The 15776-nt window shown below is 62.2% G+C and carries 13 protein-coding genes; 4 read left to right on the forward strand and 9 right to left on the reverse strand.

Annotation, left to right across the window (positions count from 1 at the left end):
* Window positions 1-43: 43 nt before the first annotated feature.
* From B5526_RS07005 to B5526_RS07015, 3 genes are read right to left on the reverse strand one after another with little or no spacing between them, the layout of a single operon-like run.
* Window positions 44-637: a GNAT family N-acetyltransferase gene (locus tag B5526_RS07005; RefSeq protein WP_079537555.1), complete on the reverse strand. Its 594-nt coding sequence runs from the start codon at window positions 635-637 to the stop codon at window positions 44-46.
* Entirely contained in the window at window positions 634-1731 is a 1098-nt protein-coding gene (locus tag B5526_RS07010; protein WP_079537556.1) for an alpha/beta fold hydrolase, read from the reverse strand. Before B5526_RS07010 ends, B5526_RS07005 begins: the two co-directional genes overlap by 4 nt.
* On the reverse strand, window positions 1728-2105 hold the full coding sequence (locus B5526_RS07015; protein ID WP_079544758.1) for a hypothetical protein: 378 nt from the start codon (window positions 2103-2105) through the stop codon (window positions 1728-1730). The genes B5526_RS07010 and B5526_RS07015 overlap by 4 nt, the downstream gene beginning before the upstream one ends.
* Window positions 2106-2295: 190 nt before the next feature.
* Here B5526_RS07015 and B5526_RS07020 point away from each other — a divergent pair, with 190 nt between their 5' ends.
* Window positions 2296-3216 carry an alpha/beta fold hydrolase gene (locus B5526_RS07020; RefSeq protein ID WP_079537557.1) on the forward strand — a complete coding sequence of 307 codons (921 nt, stop codon included), beginning with the start codon at window positions 2296-2298 and terminating at the stop codon, window positions 3214-3216.
* 158 nt (window positions 3217-3374) lie between these two features.
* Here the strand turns inward: B5526_RS07020 and B5526_RS07025 are convergent, their stop codons facing one another.
* The 6 genes from B5526_RS07025 to B5526_RS07050 all read right to left on the reverse strand — a co-directional run bounded on the left by B5526_RS07025 (window position 3375) and on the right by B5526_RS07050 (window position 11914).
* On the reverse strand, window positions 3375-6614 hold the full coding sequence (locus tag B5526_RS07025; RefSeq protein WP_079537558.1) for a bifunctional cytochrome P450/NADPH--P450 reductase: 3240 nt from the start codon (window positions 6612-6614) through the stop codon (window positions 3375-3377).
* Between the two features lie 209 nt (window positions 6615-6823).
* On the reverse strand, window positions 6824-7819 hold the full coding sequence (locus B5526_RS07030) for an alpha/beta fold hydrolase (RefSeq protein ID WP_079537559.1): 996 nt from the start codon (window positions 7817-7819) through the stop codon (window positions 6824-6826).
* 33 nt (window positions 7820-7852) lie between these two features.
* Complete coding sequence (locus B5526_RS07035) at window positions 7853-9403, reverse strand: wax ester/triacylglycerol synthase family O-acyltransferase (RefSeq protein WP_079537560.1); 1551 nt, start codon at window positions 9401-9403, stop codon at window positions 7853-7855.
* 80 nt (window positions 9404-9483) lie between these two features.
* Window positions 9484-10284, reverse strand: coding sequence for an esterase/lipase family protein (locus tag B5526_RS07040; protein WP_079537561.1), 801 nt, complete (start codon window positions 10282-10284; stop codon window positions 9484-9486).
* Window positions 10284-10547 carry a DUF6489 family protein gene (locus tag B5526_RS07045; RefSeq protein ID WP_079537562.1) on the reverse strand — a complete coding sequence of 88 codons (264 nt, stop codon included), beginning with the start codon at window positions 10545-10547 and terminating at the stop codon, window positions 10284-10286. Before B5526_RS07045 ends, B5526_RS07040 begins: the two co-directional genes overlap by 1 nt.
* Before the next feature lie 110 nt (window positions 10548-10657).
* Window positions 10658-11914: an NAD(P)/FAD-dependent oxidoreductase gene (locus tag B5526_RS07050; protein WP_079537563.1), complete on the reverse strand. Its 1257-nt coding sequence runs from the start codon at window positions 11912-11914 to the stop codon at window positions 10658-10660.
* Between the two features lie 194 nt (window positions 11915-12108).
* Here B5526_RS07050 and B5526_RS07055 point away from each other — a divergent pair, with 194 nt between their 5' ends.
* From B5526_RS07055 to B5526_RS07065, 3 genes are all read left to right on the forward strand, one after another.
* Entirely contained in the window at window positions 12109-13704 is a 1596-nt protein-coding gene (locus B5526_RS07055) for an ABC transporter substrate-binding protein (RefSeq protein ID WP_079537564.1), read from the forward strand.
* 100 nt (window positions 13705-13804) lie between these two features.
* Window positions 13805-14785: an ABC transporter permease gene (locus tag B5526_RS07060; RefSeq protein WP_079537565.1), complete on the forward strand. Its 981-nt coding sequence runs from the start codon at window positions 13805-13807 to the stop codon at window positions 14783-14785.
* A 2-nt stretch (window positions 14786-14787) separates the two neighbouring features.
* Window positions 14788-15762, forward strand: a complete 975-nt coding sequence (locus B5526_RS07065) for an ABC transporter permease (protein WP_079537566.1) — start codon at window positions 14788-14790, stop codon at window positions 15760-15762.
* The last annotated feature ends 14 nt before the right edge of the window (window positions 15763-15776 follow it).

The raw sequence follows: 15776 nt of genomic DNA on the forward strand, positions 1-15776 counted from the left end.
ATTGGGCGAATTGCCTGTGGAACCGGCGGATTTTCTGGCTCGGCTAGTGCGCAACGGCCCCCGGCAGCCCATAGGCCTCCATCTTTGCCTGGACCTGCGCCACATTGTGCCCGAGCACGACGATGTCGTGGGTCCGGCCGTCGACGTCCCGGACATGGTCGCGCAACAGCGCCTCGGCCCTGAAGCCGAGGCTTTCGAATAAGGCGATCGCCGCCTGCTGGTCGACCGTCATCTGTACCGACAGTTTTTCAAGGCCAGCGCCCAACGCCAGCGCAAAGGTTTCCTGCGACAGCGCCCGGCCGACGCCCTGCCCGCGGACATCCTGCGAAACCACCATCCGTATTTCGCCGACATGCGGCGACCAGGAATGCGGATCGCGCACCAGCGTGCCGCAGCCCACCACCTTGCCGGCCTTCACCGCGAGGAGGCTCGTGATCGCGCCGCGCTCGATCTCGTTGATCCAGGCCGAGAGCACTTTCGGCTGGCTGATGTTGCGCGGCAGGAACAGCAAATCATGGGTCGGAAGTTTTTGCGCGAAATCGAGCACGGCGGCTTCGTCGATGCGCGACATCAGGCGGAATTCGATGTCGCCGGCATCGGTTTTGGTGTGGCGCGGATAGGAACGGGTTTCGGTCATGTCGATCTTCCAGCTAACCAGGAGTCCAGTTTCGGCCACAGCCGCTTGATGGCGTTGGCGCCGGCGACGAGGCTGACGTGACCGCCCTTGAGCATCACCTCTTCCTTGTCGGCCGAGCCGACCTTCGGGATCAAATGCCGGGCCGCCTCATAGGGCACGATGTGATCGTGCTCGGCGACCGCATGCAGGATCGGCACTTTGATTTGCGAGATATCAGCCGCGCGTCCGCCGACCGACATGGCGCCGTTGTAGAGCTTGTTGTCCCACATCAGGTCCTTGGTGATATTTCGAAAATATTCGCCGGCCAGCGGCAGCGTGTCGGTCGCCCAGCGGTCGAACATCCGGTACGATTTGACGAATTCGTCGTTCCAGATGTTTTCCCAGAGCTGCACTTGACCAGCCGCGCGCGAGGCCGGCCGCAACATCTCGAACGACGACAGGATCATTTCCGGCGGCACATTGCCGACGCTGTCGACCAGATGGTCGACGTCGAAATAGCGCCGATCCGAGAAATTCTGGAACAGCTTCATCTCGCGGAAATCGATCGGCGTGGTGAAGCAGATCAGGTTCTTCATCGGCCCGTCGCTGAAGATCGAGCCGTAGAGCAATGACAGCACGCCGCCGAAACAATAGCCGATCACGGTGACGTCGGTCTCGCCGGAATCCGCTTGCACCTTGCGGACGCAATCCGGGATGAAGTCGAGGACGTAGTCCTCCATCGCCAAGCGCTTCTCCTCGGGCTTTGGCGCGGACCAGTCCAGCATGTAGACGTCGTAGCCGCGCTTTAGGAGAAACTCGATAAAGCTCTGGCCGGGCACCAGGTCGAGGATATAGCCGCGGTTGGTGGTCGCCATCACGATCAGGATCGGCACGCGGTAGATTTCGTCTGACATCGGCCGGTAGTGATAGAGATTCATCGTGCCGCGGACACTCAAGATGTCCTTCGGAGTTGAGCCCAGCGACGGGCCGGATGAAGAAAAATATTCGACGCCCTTGATGCTGCGCTGGATCGCGCGCTGCACCTCGGTCTGGATCCGGTCCGGGATCGAGGCGAGATCGAGGCCGGCAAAATCCAGGCCCGCGGCGGCGCTCATTTTTGCTCTCCGCCCGCAGACGGCGGCCGCTTGGTGCGCGGCGGCTTTGGCGCGCCGCCCTCAGGCCCCGCGACATTGCCGTGGACCTGGTGCAGGAGCGCCTTGATCTCGTTCAATTGCCCTTCGATCGATTGCAGCCGCTCAGCCATAGAGACCATCTGCGCCCGGCTCGGCATATTCATGGTCAGGAGGTATTTCTCCATCATCTCGCCGAGCTGCTTTTGCGCGCCCGCCGAAACCCCGCCGACCTGATTCATCGCCTTGCTGAATTGCGGCGATTCCATCGCTTTATTGGCAAACGCGTTGAACCCCTTCTCCATCTCGCCGATCATGGTTTGCCAGATCGCGACGGGATCATTGCCCTTGTCTGCCATGGCGTCCTCCAGCGTGGTGACGGCGGTTTTGGCTCCGCCTGTTTTTGGCCATACCACACCGTTGCGGAAGGGCGGTCAACCTCGCAGGCCTCGATTTGTCGGGCCCCAAAAACCTTCTGCGGCGCGAAAAACCATGCCATAGAGTCCTCATGGCAATACCGTCCGAGGGACCAGCCAAGGGAATAGTCAGGTGAATTCGTCAGCCCATCAGCCGCCGCAGCTCGCCCGCGCCAACGGCATCGATATTTGTTACGAGATTTTCGGCGACGCCCACGCAGAACCGTTGCTGCTGATCATGGGGTTAGGGGCCCAGATGATCCATTGGGACGACGACTTCTGCGCACAACTCGCCGCGCGCGGGTTTCGCGTGATCCGCTTCGACAATCGCGACATCGGCAAGTCCAGCAAGCTAAGTGGCGGCAAGCGCCTGACCCCGCTGGAACTGTTAAAACTGCGGTTCCTGAAGATTCCAGTTGCCGCGCCCTACAGACTGCTCGACATGGCGAAGGATGTGACGGGATTGATGGATGTGCTCGGCATAAAGTCGGCGCATCTGGTCGGCGCCTCGATGGGCGGCATGATCGCCCAGGAGGTCGCGATCTCGTTTCCCGAACGTGTTCGTTCGCTGACTTCGATCATGTCGACAACAGGCAATCCAAAAGTACCGCCGCCGACCCGCGAGGCGGCCGCGGTGCTGATGGCGCCGCCGCCGGCCACGCACGACGAATACATCGCGCGCTTCGCGCAGACCTGGAAGGTGCTGCGGGTCGGCAGCTTTCCGCAAGACGAAGCGCTCGATCGCTCCCGCGCCGAACGCACCTTTGAGCGCGGACTTAATCCCGCCGGCGTCGGGCGGCAGGTCCGCGCCATCCTCGCCTCCGGCAGCCGCAAGGAACGGCTGGCATCGGTCAAAGCGCCGACACTGGTCATTCACGGCACCGTCGATCCCCTGGTGCGCCCCGAAGGCGGCAAGGACACCGCGGCATCGATTCCCGGCGCGAAGCTATTGATGATCGAAGGCATGGGCCACGCGCTGCCGATCCCGATGTGGCCGCAGATCATCGACGCGATCGATAAGCATGCGCATGGCGCGGCGGCGAAGGCGGCGTGAACGACGCAGAAAAAGTATCCGTCGTCCCGGCCTTGAGCCGGGACCCATAACCCCAAAAGTTAGTGTTGCAAAAAGCTGGGGCCACGGCTGTGTATGACAACAGCCGGTCGTGGTTATGGGTCCCCGCCTTCGCGGGGACGACTCGTTGAGCGATAGCGCTATCCGCCCGCCCAAACGTCCAGCACGTAGCGATTTTGCGTACCCATATCTTCGATCCAGCGGTGGCCCGCATCCGCATCCGCGCCCTTGCGTTCGCGATAGATCGCAACCAGCGCTGCCTTGACGTCCGGCTCCATCTTGCCGCCGTCGCCACAGACATAGATGATCGCGCCGTTGTCGATCAGGCTCCAGACCCGGCCCTTTTGCGCCTTGACCAGGTCCTGCACATAGGTCTTCGGACCCTCGCCGCGCGAGAACGCGGTGTGCAATTCGGTGATGCCGTCAAACGCAAACGCTTTCAATTCGTCCGCATAGAGAAAATCCTGATCGGGATGACGGCAGCCGAAGAACAGCATCGCAGGTCCAAGGTTTTTGCCATCTGCCTTCATCGCGGCGCGCTCCTGCAGAAAACCGCGGAACGGCGCGAGGCCCGTGCCGGGGCCGATCATGATGATCGGCGCCGCGGGATCGTCGGGCAGGCGGAAGCCGGCCTTGGTTTCGCGCAACGTCGCGTGGATGGTCTCGCTTGCCCTGCGGCCGGCGAGATAGTTCGAGCAGATGCCCTTGTAGATGCCGCGGCCGGAACTGGCGGGGCCCTCGACCACGGCGACGGTGACGCTGCAGCGCGAGGGATCGCCCGACGGCGAGGACGAGATTGAGTAATAGCGCGGCGCCAACAGCGACAGCATTTCCAGATAGGCATGGAACGGCAATTCGCAGGCCGGATGTTCCTCCAGAAGATCGAACACCGACTTACGTTTTGAAAGAATGTCTGAGCGATAGAGCTCGCTCGAGGCGACGTCGTCGCCGACATAGGCCAACAGTTTCGGTTGTGTCATGGGGCAGCGCGTGTGCTCCGACATGATCTGGATCTGCTTGCGGGTCGCGACCTGCTGCAGTTCGACGAACTCCGACAATAGGCGCCCGACCGACACCGCGTCGCCGACCGGCAATTGCGCGCGGCGGCCTTCGGCGAGCTGAAGCCTGATCTGATCGGCCGGCAGAAATCCGAAGCGGCGTGCCACGGAATCCACCAGCGCCGGATCGTTGCGCGGCACCACGCTCAGATGGTCGCCGACCCGGTAAGTGACATCAGGCGGCAATTGCACCTCGATATGCCGGGTCGAGCGATCGGAAGCGTTGGCGCCCGCCTTGCTCTGCAATTCGCTGTTGACCAGGACTTTCATCGGCGAGACGCCGCCGAGCGCGACGATGGCGTTGACGGCGGATGGCGCGACCGGCTCGATTCTGTAAAGCGGCTCGTCGTTGGCGCTGCGGGTAAAATTCGTGTCGACGCCGAACCCCTTCACCGCCTGAGGGGCGGCCTTGGCAAACCACTCCTCGAATTGTCCGTCGAGATCGCTGCGGGCGTCGCCCTCGCCCCGCGCATAGACGCTGCGCCCGCCATGCGCGGCCAGTTGCTCGTCGATCAGGCGCGGGATCGACTGATAGGTCGCGGCCCAATCGCTGTTGCCGCAGCCGAACACGACATAGCGCAGTTTTGCAAAGGCATCCTTCGGCATATCGCCGGTGAGCCATCTGACAAATTGCGTGGCGTTGTCCGGCGGCGCGCCGTTATATGACGCGCAGAAGATCAGCACGCCGCCCTGCTCCGGCAACTTGCCGACATAGTCATCCAGCGCCGCGAGTTTTGTGGCAAAGCCGTTGACCTCGGCGAGATCGGCGACGCGGGTTGCAAGCTCTTCCGCGGTGCCGAGGTTCGATCCGTAGAGCACCAGCAGCGGGGTGTTGTGGCCCGGCCGCGTCCGCGCCCGCGGCGCCGCGGCGCCGGTGGATGCAGCCGCCGTCGTCGTACTGCGGCCGGCATAAGCGCCGCGTTCCTTGTCGGTGCGCGGACGCACCTTGATCTTGAATCCATCAGGCTTGATGGTCAGCGTTTCCTTCAGATGCATCTGATAGCGATTAACGTCGATCAGCCTGAAACGCTGCAGGATCATGCCGATCGCAAGCGCCGCCTCATGCATCGCGAAGCCGCGGCCGATGCAGGCACGCTGGCCGTTGCCGAACGGCTTCCAGGCGTTGACCGGACGCTTGGCTTCCGCCTCCTTGCTGAAATTTTCCGGATCGAACGCGTCGGGATTGGGCCCCCACACGCTGGGGTCACGATGCAGCGCCAGCACCAGCACCGTGATAAACGTGTTCTTCTTGAGCTTGTATTTTCCGCCGATGGTCTCGTCCTTGAGCGGCGCGATGCCATAGGCCGGCGCCGGCGGCCACAGCCGCAACGCCTCTTTCAAAATCTGGGTGATGTAGGTGAGTTGCGTCACCTGCTGGTAGGTCGGTCTTGCCCCGAGATCGGGCCCGAGCACCCGGTCGACCTCCTCGTAGGCTTTCCTGAGAATGTCGGGATGTTTTAGAAGCGCATAGAGCGTGCAGGACAATAGCCCGCTGGTGGTCTCGTGCCCTGCGATCAGGAACGTGTTGATCTGGTAGCGGATGTTGACGTCGTCGAGCTGCTCGCCGGTTGAACGGTCGACACCGGTCATCATGGCGGCGAGCATGTCCTTCTTGCCTTCCGCGGCGTCCGCGTTCTTGCGGCGCTCGGCGACGATCTCGTCGACCATCTTGTTCATGAACTCGACGTCGGCGGCGAGATCGCGCCGCCGTTTCTGCATCCACCAATTTTCCAACGGAAGCCCGCGGATCATCATGATGGTTTCGAGCGAGCGCACCAGCGAGGCGACGAAGGGGTGATAATCGCGCCGGTAGAACGAATTGAAACGGTAGTCGAAACCGCAGAGCCCGATGGTGTCGAGCGTCAGCGCGGTCATGTCGTGGACGACGTCGATCTCGTCGTCGGCGTTGAGCCGCTCCCATTTCTTCACCAATTGCTCGGCGATATCGACCATGCTCGGGTGATAGGACTGCATGGCGCGGTTGCCGAACGGCTGCAGCAGGGTGTTATGCGCCTTGCTCCAGTTCGGCTCTGAAGTGTCGGCGGTGAACAGGCCGTCGCCGCCGACCGCGCGGACCCGGCGCAATGGGCCCCGCACGGCCTTGTCGAAGCGCTTTTCATCAGAGAGCTCGTCGACGAGATCGTGGCCGGAGACGATGACCAGCGGCGCGCCCATCATGTCGAGCCAGAAGATCGGGCCCAGCTCTTTCGCCAGCCGGGCCAGGTTTTGCACCGGCGCGCTCGAGTCCAGCGACAGCATGTTGCCGACGACAGGTTTTGTCGGCGGCTGCGGGATCGGACTCAGTCGGTTGGTCGACGCCATTGCGAAATTGTCTCCTGCCTCATCAACCCGTCATTGCGAGGAGCCCTTGCGACGAAGCAATCCACTCTTCGTCATTCCGGGACGGTCTGAAGGACCAGACCCGGAATCTCGAGATTCTCCGATGTGCAATTGCACATCGTAGTTCGATGCTTCGCATCGCCCCGGAATGACGGCTAGGATCGATTCGCTCGCAACGACGACGCAGCACCTTAGCCGAACCGCTTTCTGCGCCATTCGATCAGCTTGCCGCTGACCTCGTCCGGCTTTTCCTGCTGGGTCCAGTGGCCGCTGTTGCGCACCAGATATTTTTCCAGATCGGGGATCAGTTTCTCCATGCCGTCGGCCGCGGACGGCGGCAGCACGCGATCGTTCTCGGCCATGATCATCAGCGATGGCACCCGCACGGTATGATCGAGGCCCTCCGCGCGCCGCCAGTTGCGCGACATGTTGCGGTACCAGTTGATGCCGCCGGTAAATCCGGATTTTGTGAAGGTATCGACGAAGATTTTCTTCTCTTCCGGCGAAAGGATCGGCGTGCGCGGATCGTGCCTGGCGTCGTAGTTCGCAATCATCTGCGGAAACGCGAGGTTTAACCTCGGCGAGGCGCCGACGCCTGCGACCGGCTCCTCCGCCGGTGTCGACTCGGCCTGCGGGACCGGTTTCCGCATGAAGGCGTCAAAGGTCTGCTCGACCCGGCCGTTGAATATCTTGTCGACGCTATGCGCGGGATCCTGGAACTGCACGATGTACATGTGCTCGCCGAACCGCTTGCGCAGCAATTCGATCGGATCGGCCCAGGCGCGGTTGGTATGCGGGGTGTTGATGCCGACCACGCCGGCGACGCGGTCGATATGCCGCAGCGGCATCTGCCAGACGACAAAGCCGCCCCAGTCGTGGCCGACGAAGATCGCTTTATCGATCTTGAGATGGTCGAGCAGGCCAACGAGATCGCCGGTCAGATGCTCGATGTCGTAGTCCTCGACCGGTTCGGGCCGGTCGGTCGCCCCGTAGCCGCGCTGATCGGGTGCGATCACCCGAACGCCGGCTTCGCTGAGAGCCTTGATCTGGTGCCGCCACGAAAACGCGATTTCCGGCCAGCCATGGCAGAGGATGACCGGCGGCGTGTCGGTTTTCGGGCCGGCCTCGTAATAGCCCATGCGAATGCCATTGGTCTCGGCGAATTGCAGCGGCGGCATTTCAATCATGGTCGACTCCACTTTTAGTTCGCGGACCGAGTTCTAGCTCGCCACACTCTTGAGATCGGCGGCCGGCGGCGCGAACGCGGCCTCAAGCGCGGCGAACTCATCCGGCAGCATGTCGCAGAGCACCTGCACATGCGGAATGATGTTGGCGCCCGAGATAAAACCGAAATCGAGCTGATCGCGATAGCTCTGCACGGTGATATTGAGCGCGAGCCCATGGGTCGAGATCGACACCGGAAAGATGTGCAGCAATTCCGCCCCCGCCGCATACAGCGTCTGGCGCGGCCCCGGCACGTTGGACACCGTGATATTCGCGGCCGGCGGCAGCACGTCGGAGAGATTCGAGCGGCTATAAAGCAGCGCGAGAATTTGCACCAGGATCGGCGCGCCCAGCATCGACACGTTTGATATCTGCGGCATCAGGGCCCGCAAGGGATGCGACATCTCCTTGGATTTTGACGACTGCGCGATGATCGCCTCGAGCCGCGCCTTGGGATCCTCGATGTTGGACGCAATCGAGCAGATCATGCCGAACACCTGGTTGTTGGCGTCGGTATTGCCCTCTTCGCGCAGCGAGATCGGCACCGCGGCGGTCATCGATTTGGTCGGCAGCGCGCCCTGCTCCTTCAGATAGCGCCGGACCACGCCGCTCGAAATCGCCAGCACCACGTCGTTGAGCTTGCCGCCGGCCGCTTTCGCCACTGCCTTGGCCCGCGACAGCGGGATCGACACTCCGGCAAAGCTGCGTTCTGAGGAGATCGATTTGTTGAGGATGGTCGAGGGCGACACCATGCTGGCGAGGCTGTCGCGCGATTTCGGATCCGTGATCTTGCCAACCATCTCGGAGACGCTCTTGAACATCGTCGGGATGTTGCCGGCAAACTTCACCGCACTTTCGATCTGGAACATGGCGTTGTCGAACAGGATCGAACCGAGATCGCTTTTTCCGGAGCGCGGCAGGTCGATGCCCTTGGCGGCGGCCGAGGCATCGAACGGCTGGGTCCAGAGCAGCTGATAGGAATCGACGAGATTGGCGGCGATGTCGCGCGGCTCCTGCCCGACCTTGGCCCGCGCCGTCTGCGGTTCGATTTTCCTTGGGATCGGCGTGACATCGTAGATCATGTTGGTCAGCGCGGCGCCTGCGCCGCCGTCGATGCAGGCGTGATGCATCTTGGAGTAAAGCCCGATCTCATTGTCCTTCATGCCCTCGAACACGTAGAATTCCCACAGCGGACGGGCGCGATTGAGAAGTTTGGCGTGCATCCAGCCGACGATGCGCTCAAGTGTGGCGCGATCGTACGGCGCCGGCAGGCTGCCGCGAAAAATGTGGCGGTCGATATCGAACTGGTCGTCCTCGACCCAGGAAGGATGATCGATGTCGAGCGGCGCTTTTTCCAAGCGGGCTTTGAGGATCGGCGCGACGTGCAGCCGCGAGGCGATCATCGCCTTGAACTCCTCGAAGAAGGAGCCCTGGTAATCCCCAGGCAGGCGGAAGATCGCCATGCTCCCGACATGCATCGGCATTTCCGGCGTCTCCAGATACAGAAACGACGCGTCCATCGACGACAGCTTCTTGGCGTCACCCATGTTTTTTCCTCCCGAAGAGATCACGCGGCGCCTTGCTGGCACTTCTTAATGATCAGGCCGTCCCCGTTCGGGGACTTTGGTCATGATTGTGCATTTTCCGGAGGTGCATATGCAATGGCAAAGGGCCCGGATCGGTCAAATTGCCTGAATTCGCCCTCCGCCTGGGCCAAACGATCCGCCACCGCCCACAAAGCGGCCGGATTGACACCGAGCCCGACATGGCTCGCAAGGTGCACCTCAATGTTTTCCGCCGTTTCGGAGGGCCGCAGCAGGCAGGTTTTCCAATTCACGACGCCGTCGGTGCGCGAGTGGATCGACGTCGTTGGAACCGGCAGATCGCCGGCGATCGCGAGCCGAAGCGCGGAATTTTCCTCGACCACTTCCCCTGACAGCGCCTCGTAGAGCCGCGTCGCGTTGGTCGCCCGCACGTCGTTGGCAAACGGGCTTCCCAGCGTCACGACATAGCGCACCATGGAAGGTTCCTGCAGCGCCAGGTCGCGCGCATAGATGCCGCCGAGACTCCATCCGACGATGCTGACCTTGCGGCCGGTCGAAGAATGAATCTCGGCAAGCCTCTCCCGCAGCGCAGCGCGCATGCGCGAAAAGCCGCCGATGTTGCGGCCCATCTTCCAGGCGTAGCTGTCGTATCCGAGCTCCTTCAGATATCGCCGCATCGGCGCCATCGACAGATCGCTGGCGAGGAACCCGGGTAACGTCAGCACCGGATGACCATCGCCCCTCGGCGCGCGCATCAAGAGCGGCGAAAAAAATACGCTGGCGTTGAATTCGAAGATCCCCCTTGCTTCGGCCAGCAGCAGCGCGAGGCCGGGCGGACGAAGCCGCTCGGTCTCCTTCTTCTCGCCTCCGTCAAGCGGCGCCATTATTTCTTGTCGCCGGATTTTCTGTCGCGCGAACCGCCCAGCCCCGCCATGGTTACGAACATGTCCTGGAACCGCTCGGCGATTTTCGGATCGAAGGTGAACCAGCTCTGTATCAGCGCCTCCGGCGAGACCTTTTCGATATTGCTCATCATCTGTTTCTGGAGATTTTCCATCACGGCGGTCTGCATCGGCTGCACATCCGGAAGTCCCATGAATTGCCGGGCTTCGAGAGGCGTGCAATCTATTTCGACGTTTATCTTCATCTCCGGCTCCTGATTTGACGGCCGGTCATAGTATCGTCACGACAGGCCATGCGAAGCAAGCGATCTGACCGGAGGAGGCGCTGGCCCGCGCCGCCATTCGGCGGATATGGTCAACCGAAACGCTCGACCGCAAACGGGTTCGGGTCGGCGAATGGCGTCTCGCCGGTCATCATTTCCGCAAGCAGCCGCCCGGTCACCGGGCCCAGCGTCAGGCCGTGATGATGGTGTCCGAAATCGAACCACAGCCCGGCATGGCGCGGCGCCCGGCCGATCACCGGCAGCATGTCGGGCAGGCACGGCCGCGCGCCCTTCCAGGGTTTTGCGTCGACCGCCTCGCCTAAGGGAAACAGCGCGTGCGCCCGCGGCAGCGCCCGCTCCAGCTGGATCGGCGTCGGCGGCGCGTCGCGGCGGGCGAACTCGACCCCGGTGGCGAGCCGAATGCCGCGGTTCATCGGCGCCAACGCATAGCCGAGATCCGAGTCGAGCACCGGATGATTGAGCACCGCATTGCCGCGTGGCTTAAGATGCAGATGGTAGCCGCGCTTGACGTTGAGCGGGATCGAATAGCCGAGCCGGCCGAACACCAGATCGGACCACGGTCCGAGCGCCACCACGGCCTCGCGCGCACTAACCTTGCCGTCGGACGTCGCGACCTGCCATCGCCCGCCGGCATCCTGTTCGAGCGTCTTCGCATCGCCGACCACAAAGCGTCCGCCCTTGCGCTGGAACAGCGCGGCATAGGCTTTCGCCAGCCCGCCGGGATCGAGCACGAATCCGGGCTCGGTGAAATGGATGGCGCCGGCAAATTCGCCGGCAAGATGCGGCTCGCGCTCGATAATCGCCTTGTGGTCGAGAATATCGCCTTGAACCCCGTATTGCCTGGCCCGCTGGAATTCCCGCACCGCATTGGCAAGCGTCGCATCGTGACGAAACATCTTGATCCAGCCGCTCCGCCGCAACAGCTCCGGCACCCCGGCTTCGGCGATCAGCGCCTCATGCTCGATCAGGCTGCGGCGGATCAGCGGCATCACCGCCAGCGCACCGCGAAGCGCCCGGTCCGGCGCGGAGGCGAGATAGTAACGCACCAGCCAGGGCAGGAAGGAAGGCAAATCGGAAAACTGGTAGCGCACTTGCGGCGCGCGGTTCGTCGCGTGCCGGAGGATATCCTTAAGCGCCCGCGGAAACATGTAAGGGAATACCGAGCCGCACTCGATCAATCCGGCATTGCCGAAGCTCGTCTCTTCGCCGGCGAGTTCGTGCTTGTCGACCAGGATGACGTCCCGTCCCCGCTGCTGCAGGTGCAGGGCAGCGCCGACGCCGACCATGCCCGCGCCCAGGACGAGAACGTCGGTTTTTAGTTCCGCCATAGGCACTCCGAAAGTTGAATGTTAAGCGATTGCGCCCGCTGCCTAGACTTAGCGATTGCGGCGGCGGCGCGCAAACGGGCCTGGCTTTTAGGGAAATCGCGCTTGCGTGGCGGCCAAACTCTGGCAACATGGATCGGGCGGGGATGCCGAAATTGCAGAAGTTAACAGTGCGCCACAGCGGAGATCGTGAACATATGTCGGGACGCCAAACCTTGCTAGCAGCGACCATCGTCTCAATCGTCGCGTTTGGGATGTCGCCGGCATCGAGCCAGACGCTGCGCTACGCCAACCAGGGCGACCTCAAGTCGCTCGATCCGTATACGCTCAAGGAAACCACGACCATTGCCCATCATGCGCATGTCTATGAGGGCCTGGTCGCCCGCGGCAAGGATCTAAAGATCGTTCCGGCACTCGCCGAGAGCTGGGAAACGCTGACGCCGACGCATTGGCGCTTCCATCTGCGCAAGAACGTCAAGTTCCACAATGGAGATGCCTTCACTGCCGACGACGTCGTCTTTTCCGCCGAACGCGTGCGTGCCAACGGATCTAATTTCACCAGCAACGTTCCAGCCGATGCGAAGTTCGTCAAGGTCGACGACAATACGGTCGACGTGATGCTCGACTCGCCCAATCCGATTCTCATTGCGCAATGGGACGGCTGGTTCATCATGGACAAGAAGTGGTGCGAGGAAAACAATTCGGTGGCGCCGACGCCGGCCTCGGCAACCACGCCGAGCTTCGCCTCGCTGCATGAAAACGGCACCGGCCCCTTCTTCATCGAGAGCCATCAGCCGGGCGTGAAGACCGTGTTCAAGATCAACCCGAACTGGTGGGGCAAGTCTGAGACCAATCTGAAGGAAATCGACTTCACGCCGATCGCCTCCGCCGCGACCCGCGTCGCCGCCCTGCTGTCGGGCGAAGTCGACGTCATCGAGCCGGTTCCGATTCAGGACATTGAGCGCGTCAATGCGAGCGGGGTCGCCAAGGTCCTGACCGGGCCCGAACTGCGCACCATCTTCCTCGGCATGGACGAATCCCGCGACGAGCTGCTGTACTCGAATGTCAAAGGCAAGAATCCGTTCAAGGATATCCGCGTCCGTGAAGCCTTCTACAAGGCGGTCGATATCGACCTGATCCAGAAACGCGTGATGCGCGGGTTGTCGACGCCGTCGGCGCTGATGGTCGCGCCGCAATTGTTCGCGCTTTCGAAGGAGTTCACGCGGCCGAAATACGACCCCGACGCGGCCAAGAAACTCCTGACCGAGGCCGGCTATGCCGACCTCCAGGTCACCATGGATTGTCCCAACGACCGTTATGTCAACGACTCCGCGATCTGCGAGGCGGTGGTCGGCATGCTGGCCCGCATCGGCGTCAAGGTCGATCTGCTGGCCCAGCCGAAACAGCAGTATTTCGCCAAGGTGCTGAAGCCGGGCGGTTATAAAACTTCGTTCTATCTCCTGGGCTGGACGCCGGCTTCATCGGATTCGCATAACGTGCTGCACGACATCATGGGCTGCCGGAACGACGAAAAGGATCCCACCCGCGGCGAAGCCAATCTCGGCGGCTACTGCAACAAGGAACTGGACGCCTTGACCGACAAGGTCCTGGTCGAGACCGATGCCGCCAAGCGCGATCAGCTGATCAAGCAGGCTTTCGAGATCGGCATCAAGGATTACAGCTACATCCCGCTGCATCAACAGGCGTTGGCGTGGGGCGTCTCGAACAAGGTGAAACTGACCCAGCGTGCGGACAACGCGGTGCTGCTGTACTGGGCGACGAAACAGGAGTAGCAGCTTGAATGCACAGGTCCCGGGAGCCTCGCGCTTCCGGGACTTTTCGTTACGGGTCGCAATGACGCGCACCACGCTTACAGGGAAGTGAAAGGATCACATGCTCGCTTTCACTCTTCGCCGGGCGATCCAGGCCATCGGCGTCATGATCGCGGTCGGCATCATCTCATTCTCGATGTTCCGCTTCGCCGGCGACCCCGTCAACCAGATGGTTGCCATCGACACCTCGGCCGCCGAGCGCGCCGCGATCCGCCAATCCCTCGGCCTTGACGATCCCGTCGCCGTGCAGTTCGCGCGCTATTTCGCCAACGCGGTGCAGTTCAAGTTCGGTATCTCCTACCAGTTTCGCCAGCCGGTCGCGGACCTTCTGAAGGAGCGGATGCCGGCGACGCTCGAGCTTGCCACCTGCGCCACGATCTTTGCGATGGTGTTCGGCATCCTGATGGGCGTCTATTCGGCGCTCAAGCGCGACACCTTGCTGACGAAATTATTCCAGGCGATCTCGCTGATCGGCATCTCGCTGCCGACCTTTCTGATCGGCATCCTCCTGATCTACCTGTTCGCGGTCATTTTGGGCTGGCTGCCGTCGTTCGGCCGCGGCGAAGTGGTGCGGCTCGGCTGGTGGACCACGGGACTGCTCACGGTTTCCGGGCTGAAGGCCCTGATCATGCCCTCGATCACGCTCGGCCTGTTCCAGATGACCCTGATCATGCGGCTGGTGCGCGCCGAGATGCTCGAGGTGCTGCGCACCGACTATATCCGCTTCGCCCGTGCGCGGGGCCTGACCACCCGCGCCATTCATTTCGGCCACGCGCTGAAGAATACCCTGGTTCCCGTGATTACGGTGGCTGGGTTGCAATTTGGCTCGGTAATTGCATTCGCGATTATCACCGAAACCGTGTTCCAGTGGCCAGGAATGGGACTTTTGTTCGTGCAAGCTGTGCAAACCGTCGATATCCCGATCATGGCAGCCTACCTGCTGATGGTGTCGCTGATTTTCGTCACCATCAATCTGGTGGTCGACATCCTCTACACCGTCGTCGATCCGCGCCTGCGCTCGACCATCAGCCGACCGGCCTGACCATGAGCGACGCCGTCGTCCCGCACAAAACCGAGGTGAGCGCGCCGCGCGCGCGATCCTCTTCGGGCGGCTGGTTCAAACGCGCGATCGAAAGCGACCTGTTCTACTCCTTCCGCCGCTCCAGGCTCACCATGGTCGCAGCGGTAGTGACCGCGCTGTTCTTCCTGCTCGCGATCCTCGCCTCCCTGGTCGCGGTGCAGAACCCGTTCGATCCGGCGCAGCTTCAACTGATGAATTCGCGCATTCCCCCGCTATGGACCGCGGATGGCCAGAGCCCGTTCCTGCTCGGCACTGACGAGCAGGGCCGCGACGTGCTCTCCGCTATCCTTTACGGCATGCGCATCTCGCTGGTGGTCGGCGTGCTCGGCGTGGTGTTCTCCGGCGCGCTCGGCATCATGCTCGGGCTGATCGCGGGCTATTTCGGCGGCGCCGTCGACAGCCTGATCATGCGCATCGCCGACGTGCAGCTCACCTTTCCGGCGATCCTGATCGCGCTGCTCGTCAACGGCGTGGTCAAATCGGTGTTCGGCAACCGGCTGGACGCCATGAGCATGCTGGCCGTGCTGGTAGTTGCCATCGGCTTGAGCTTCTGGGTGCAATATGCCCGCACCGTGCGCGGCTCTGTGCTGGTGGAGAAGAACAAGGATTACGTCGCAGCAGCCCAGCTCATCGGCCTGCCGGCACCGGTGATCATGCTGCGCCACGTGCTGCCCAACACCACGGGACCGATCCTCGTCATCGCCACCATCAACCTCGCGCTCGCCATCATCACCGAGGCGACGCTGTCGTTTCTGGGCTCCGGCATGCCTGACACCATGCCCTCGCTTGGAACCCTGATCCGGATCGGCAACAATTATCTGTTCTCCGGCGAGTGGTGGATCGTTGCCTTCCCCGGCATTGCGCTGGCGGCCTTGATCCTTTCCATCAACCTGCTCGGCGACTGGCTGCGCGACGCACTCAATCCAAAACTTAGATGAGAGGCGCTGCAACA

It is taken from the genome of Bradyrhizobium lablabi (assembly GCF_900141755.1).
GTDB classification, from domain to species: Bacteria; Pseudomonadota; Alphaproteobacteria; order Rhizobiales; family Xanthobacteraceae; genus Bradyrhizobium; species Bradyrhizobium lablabi_A.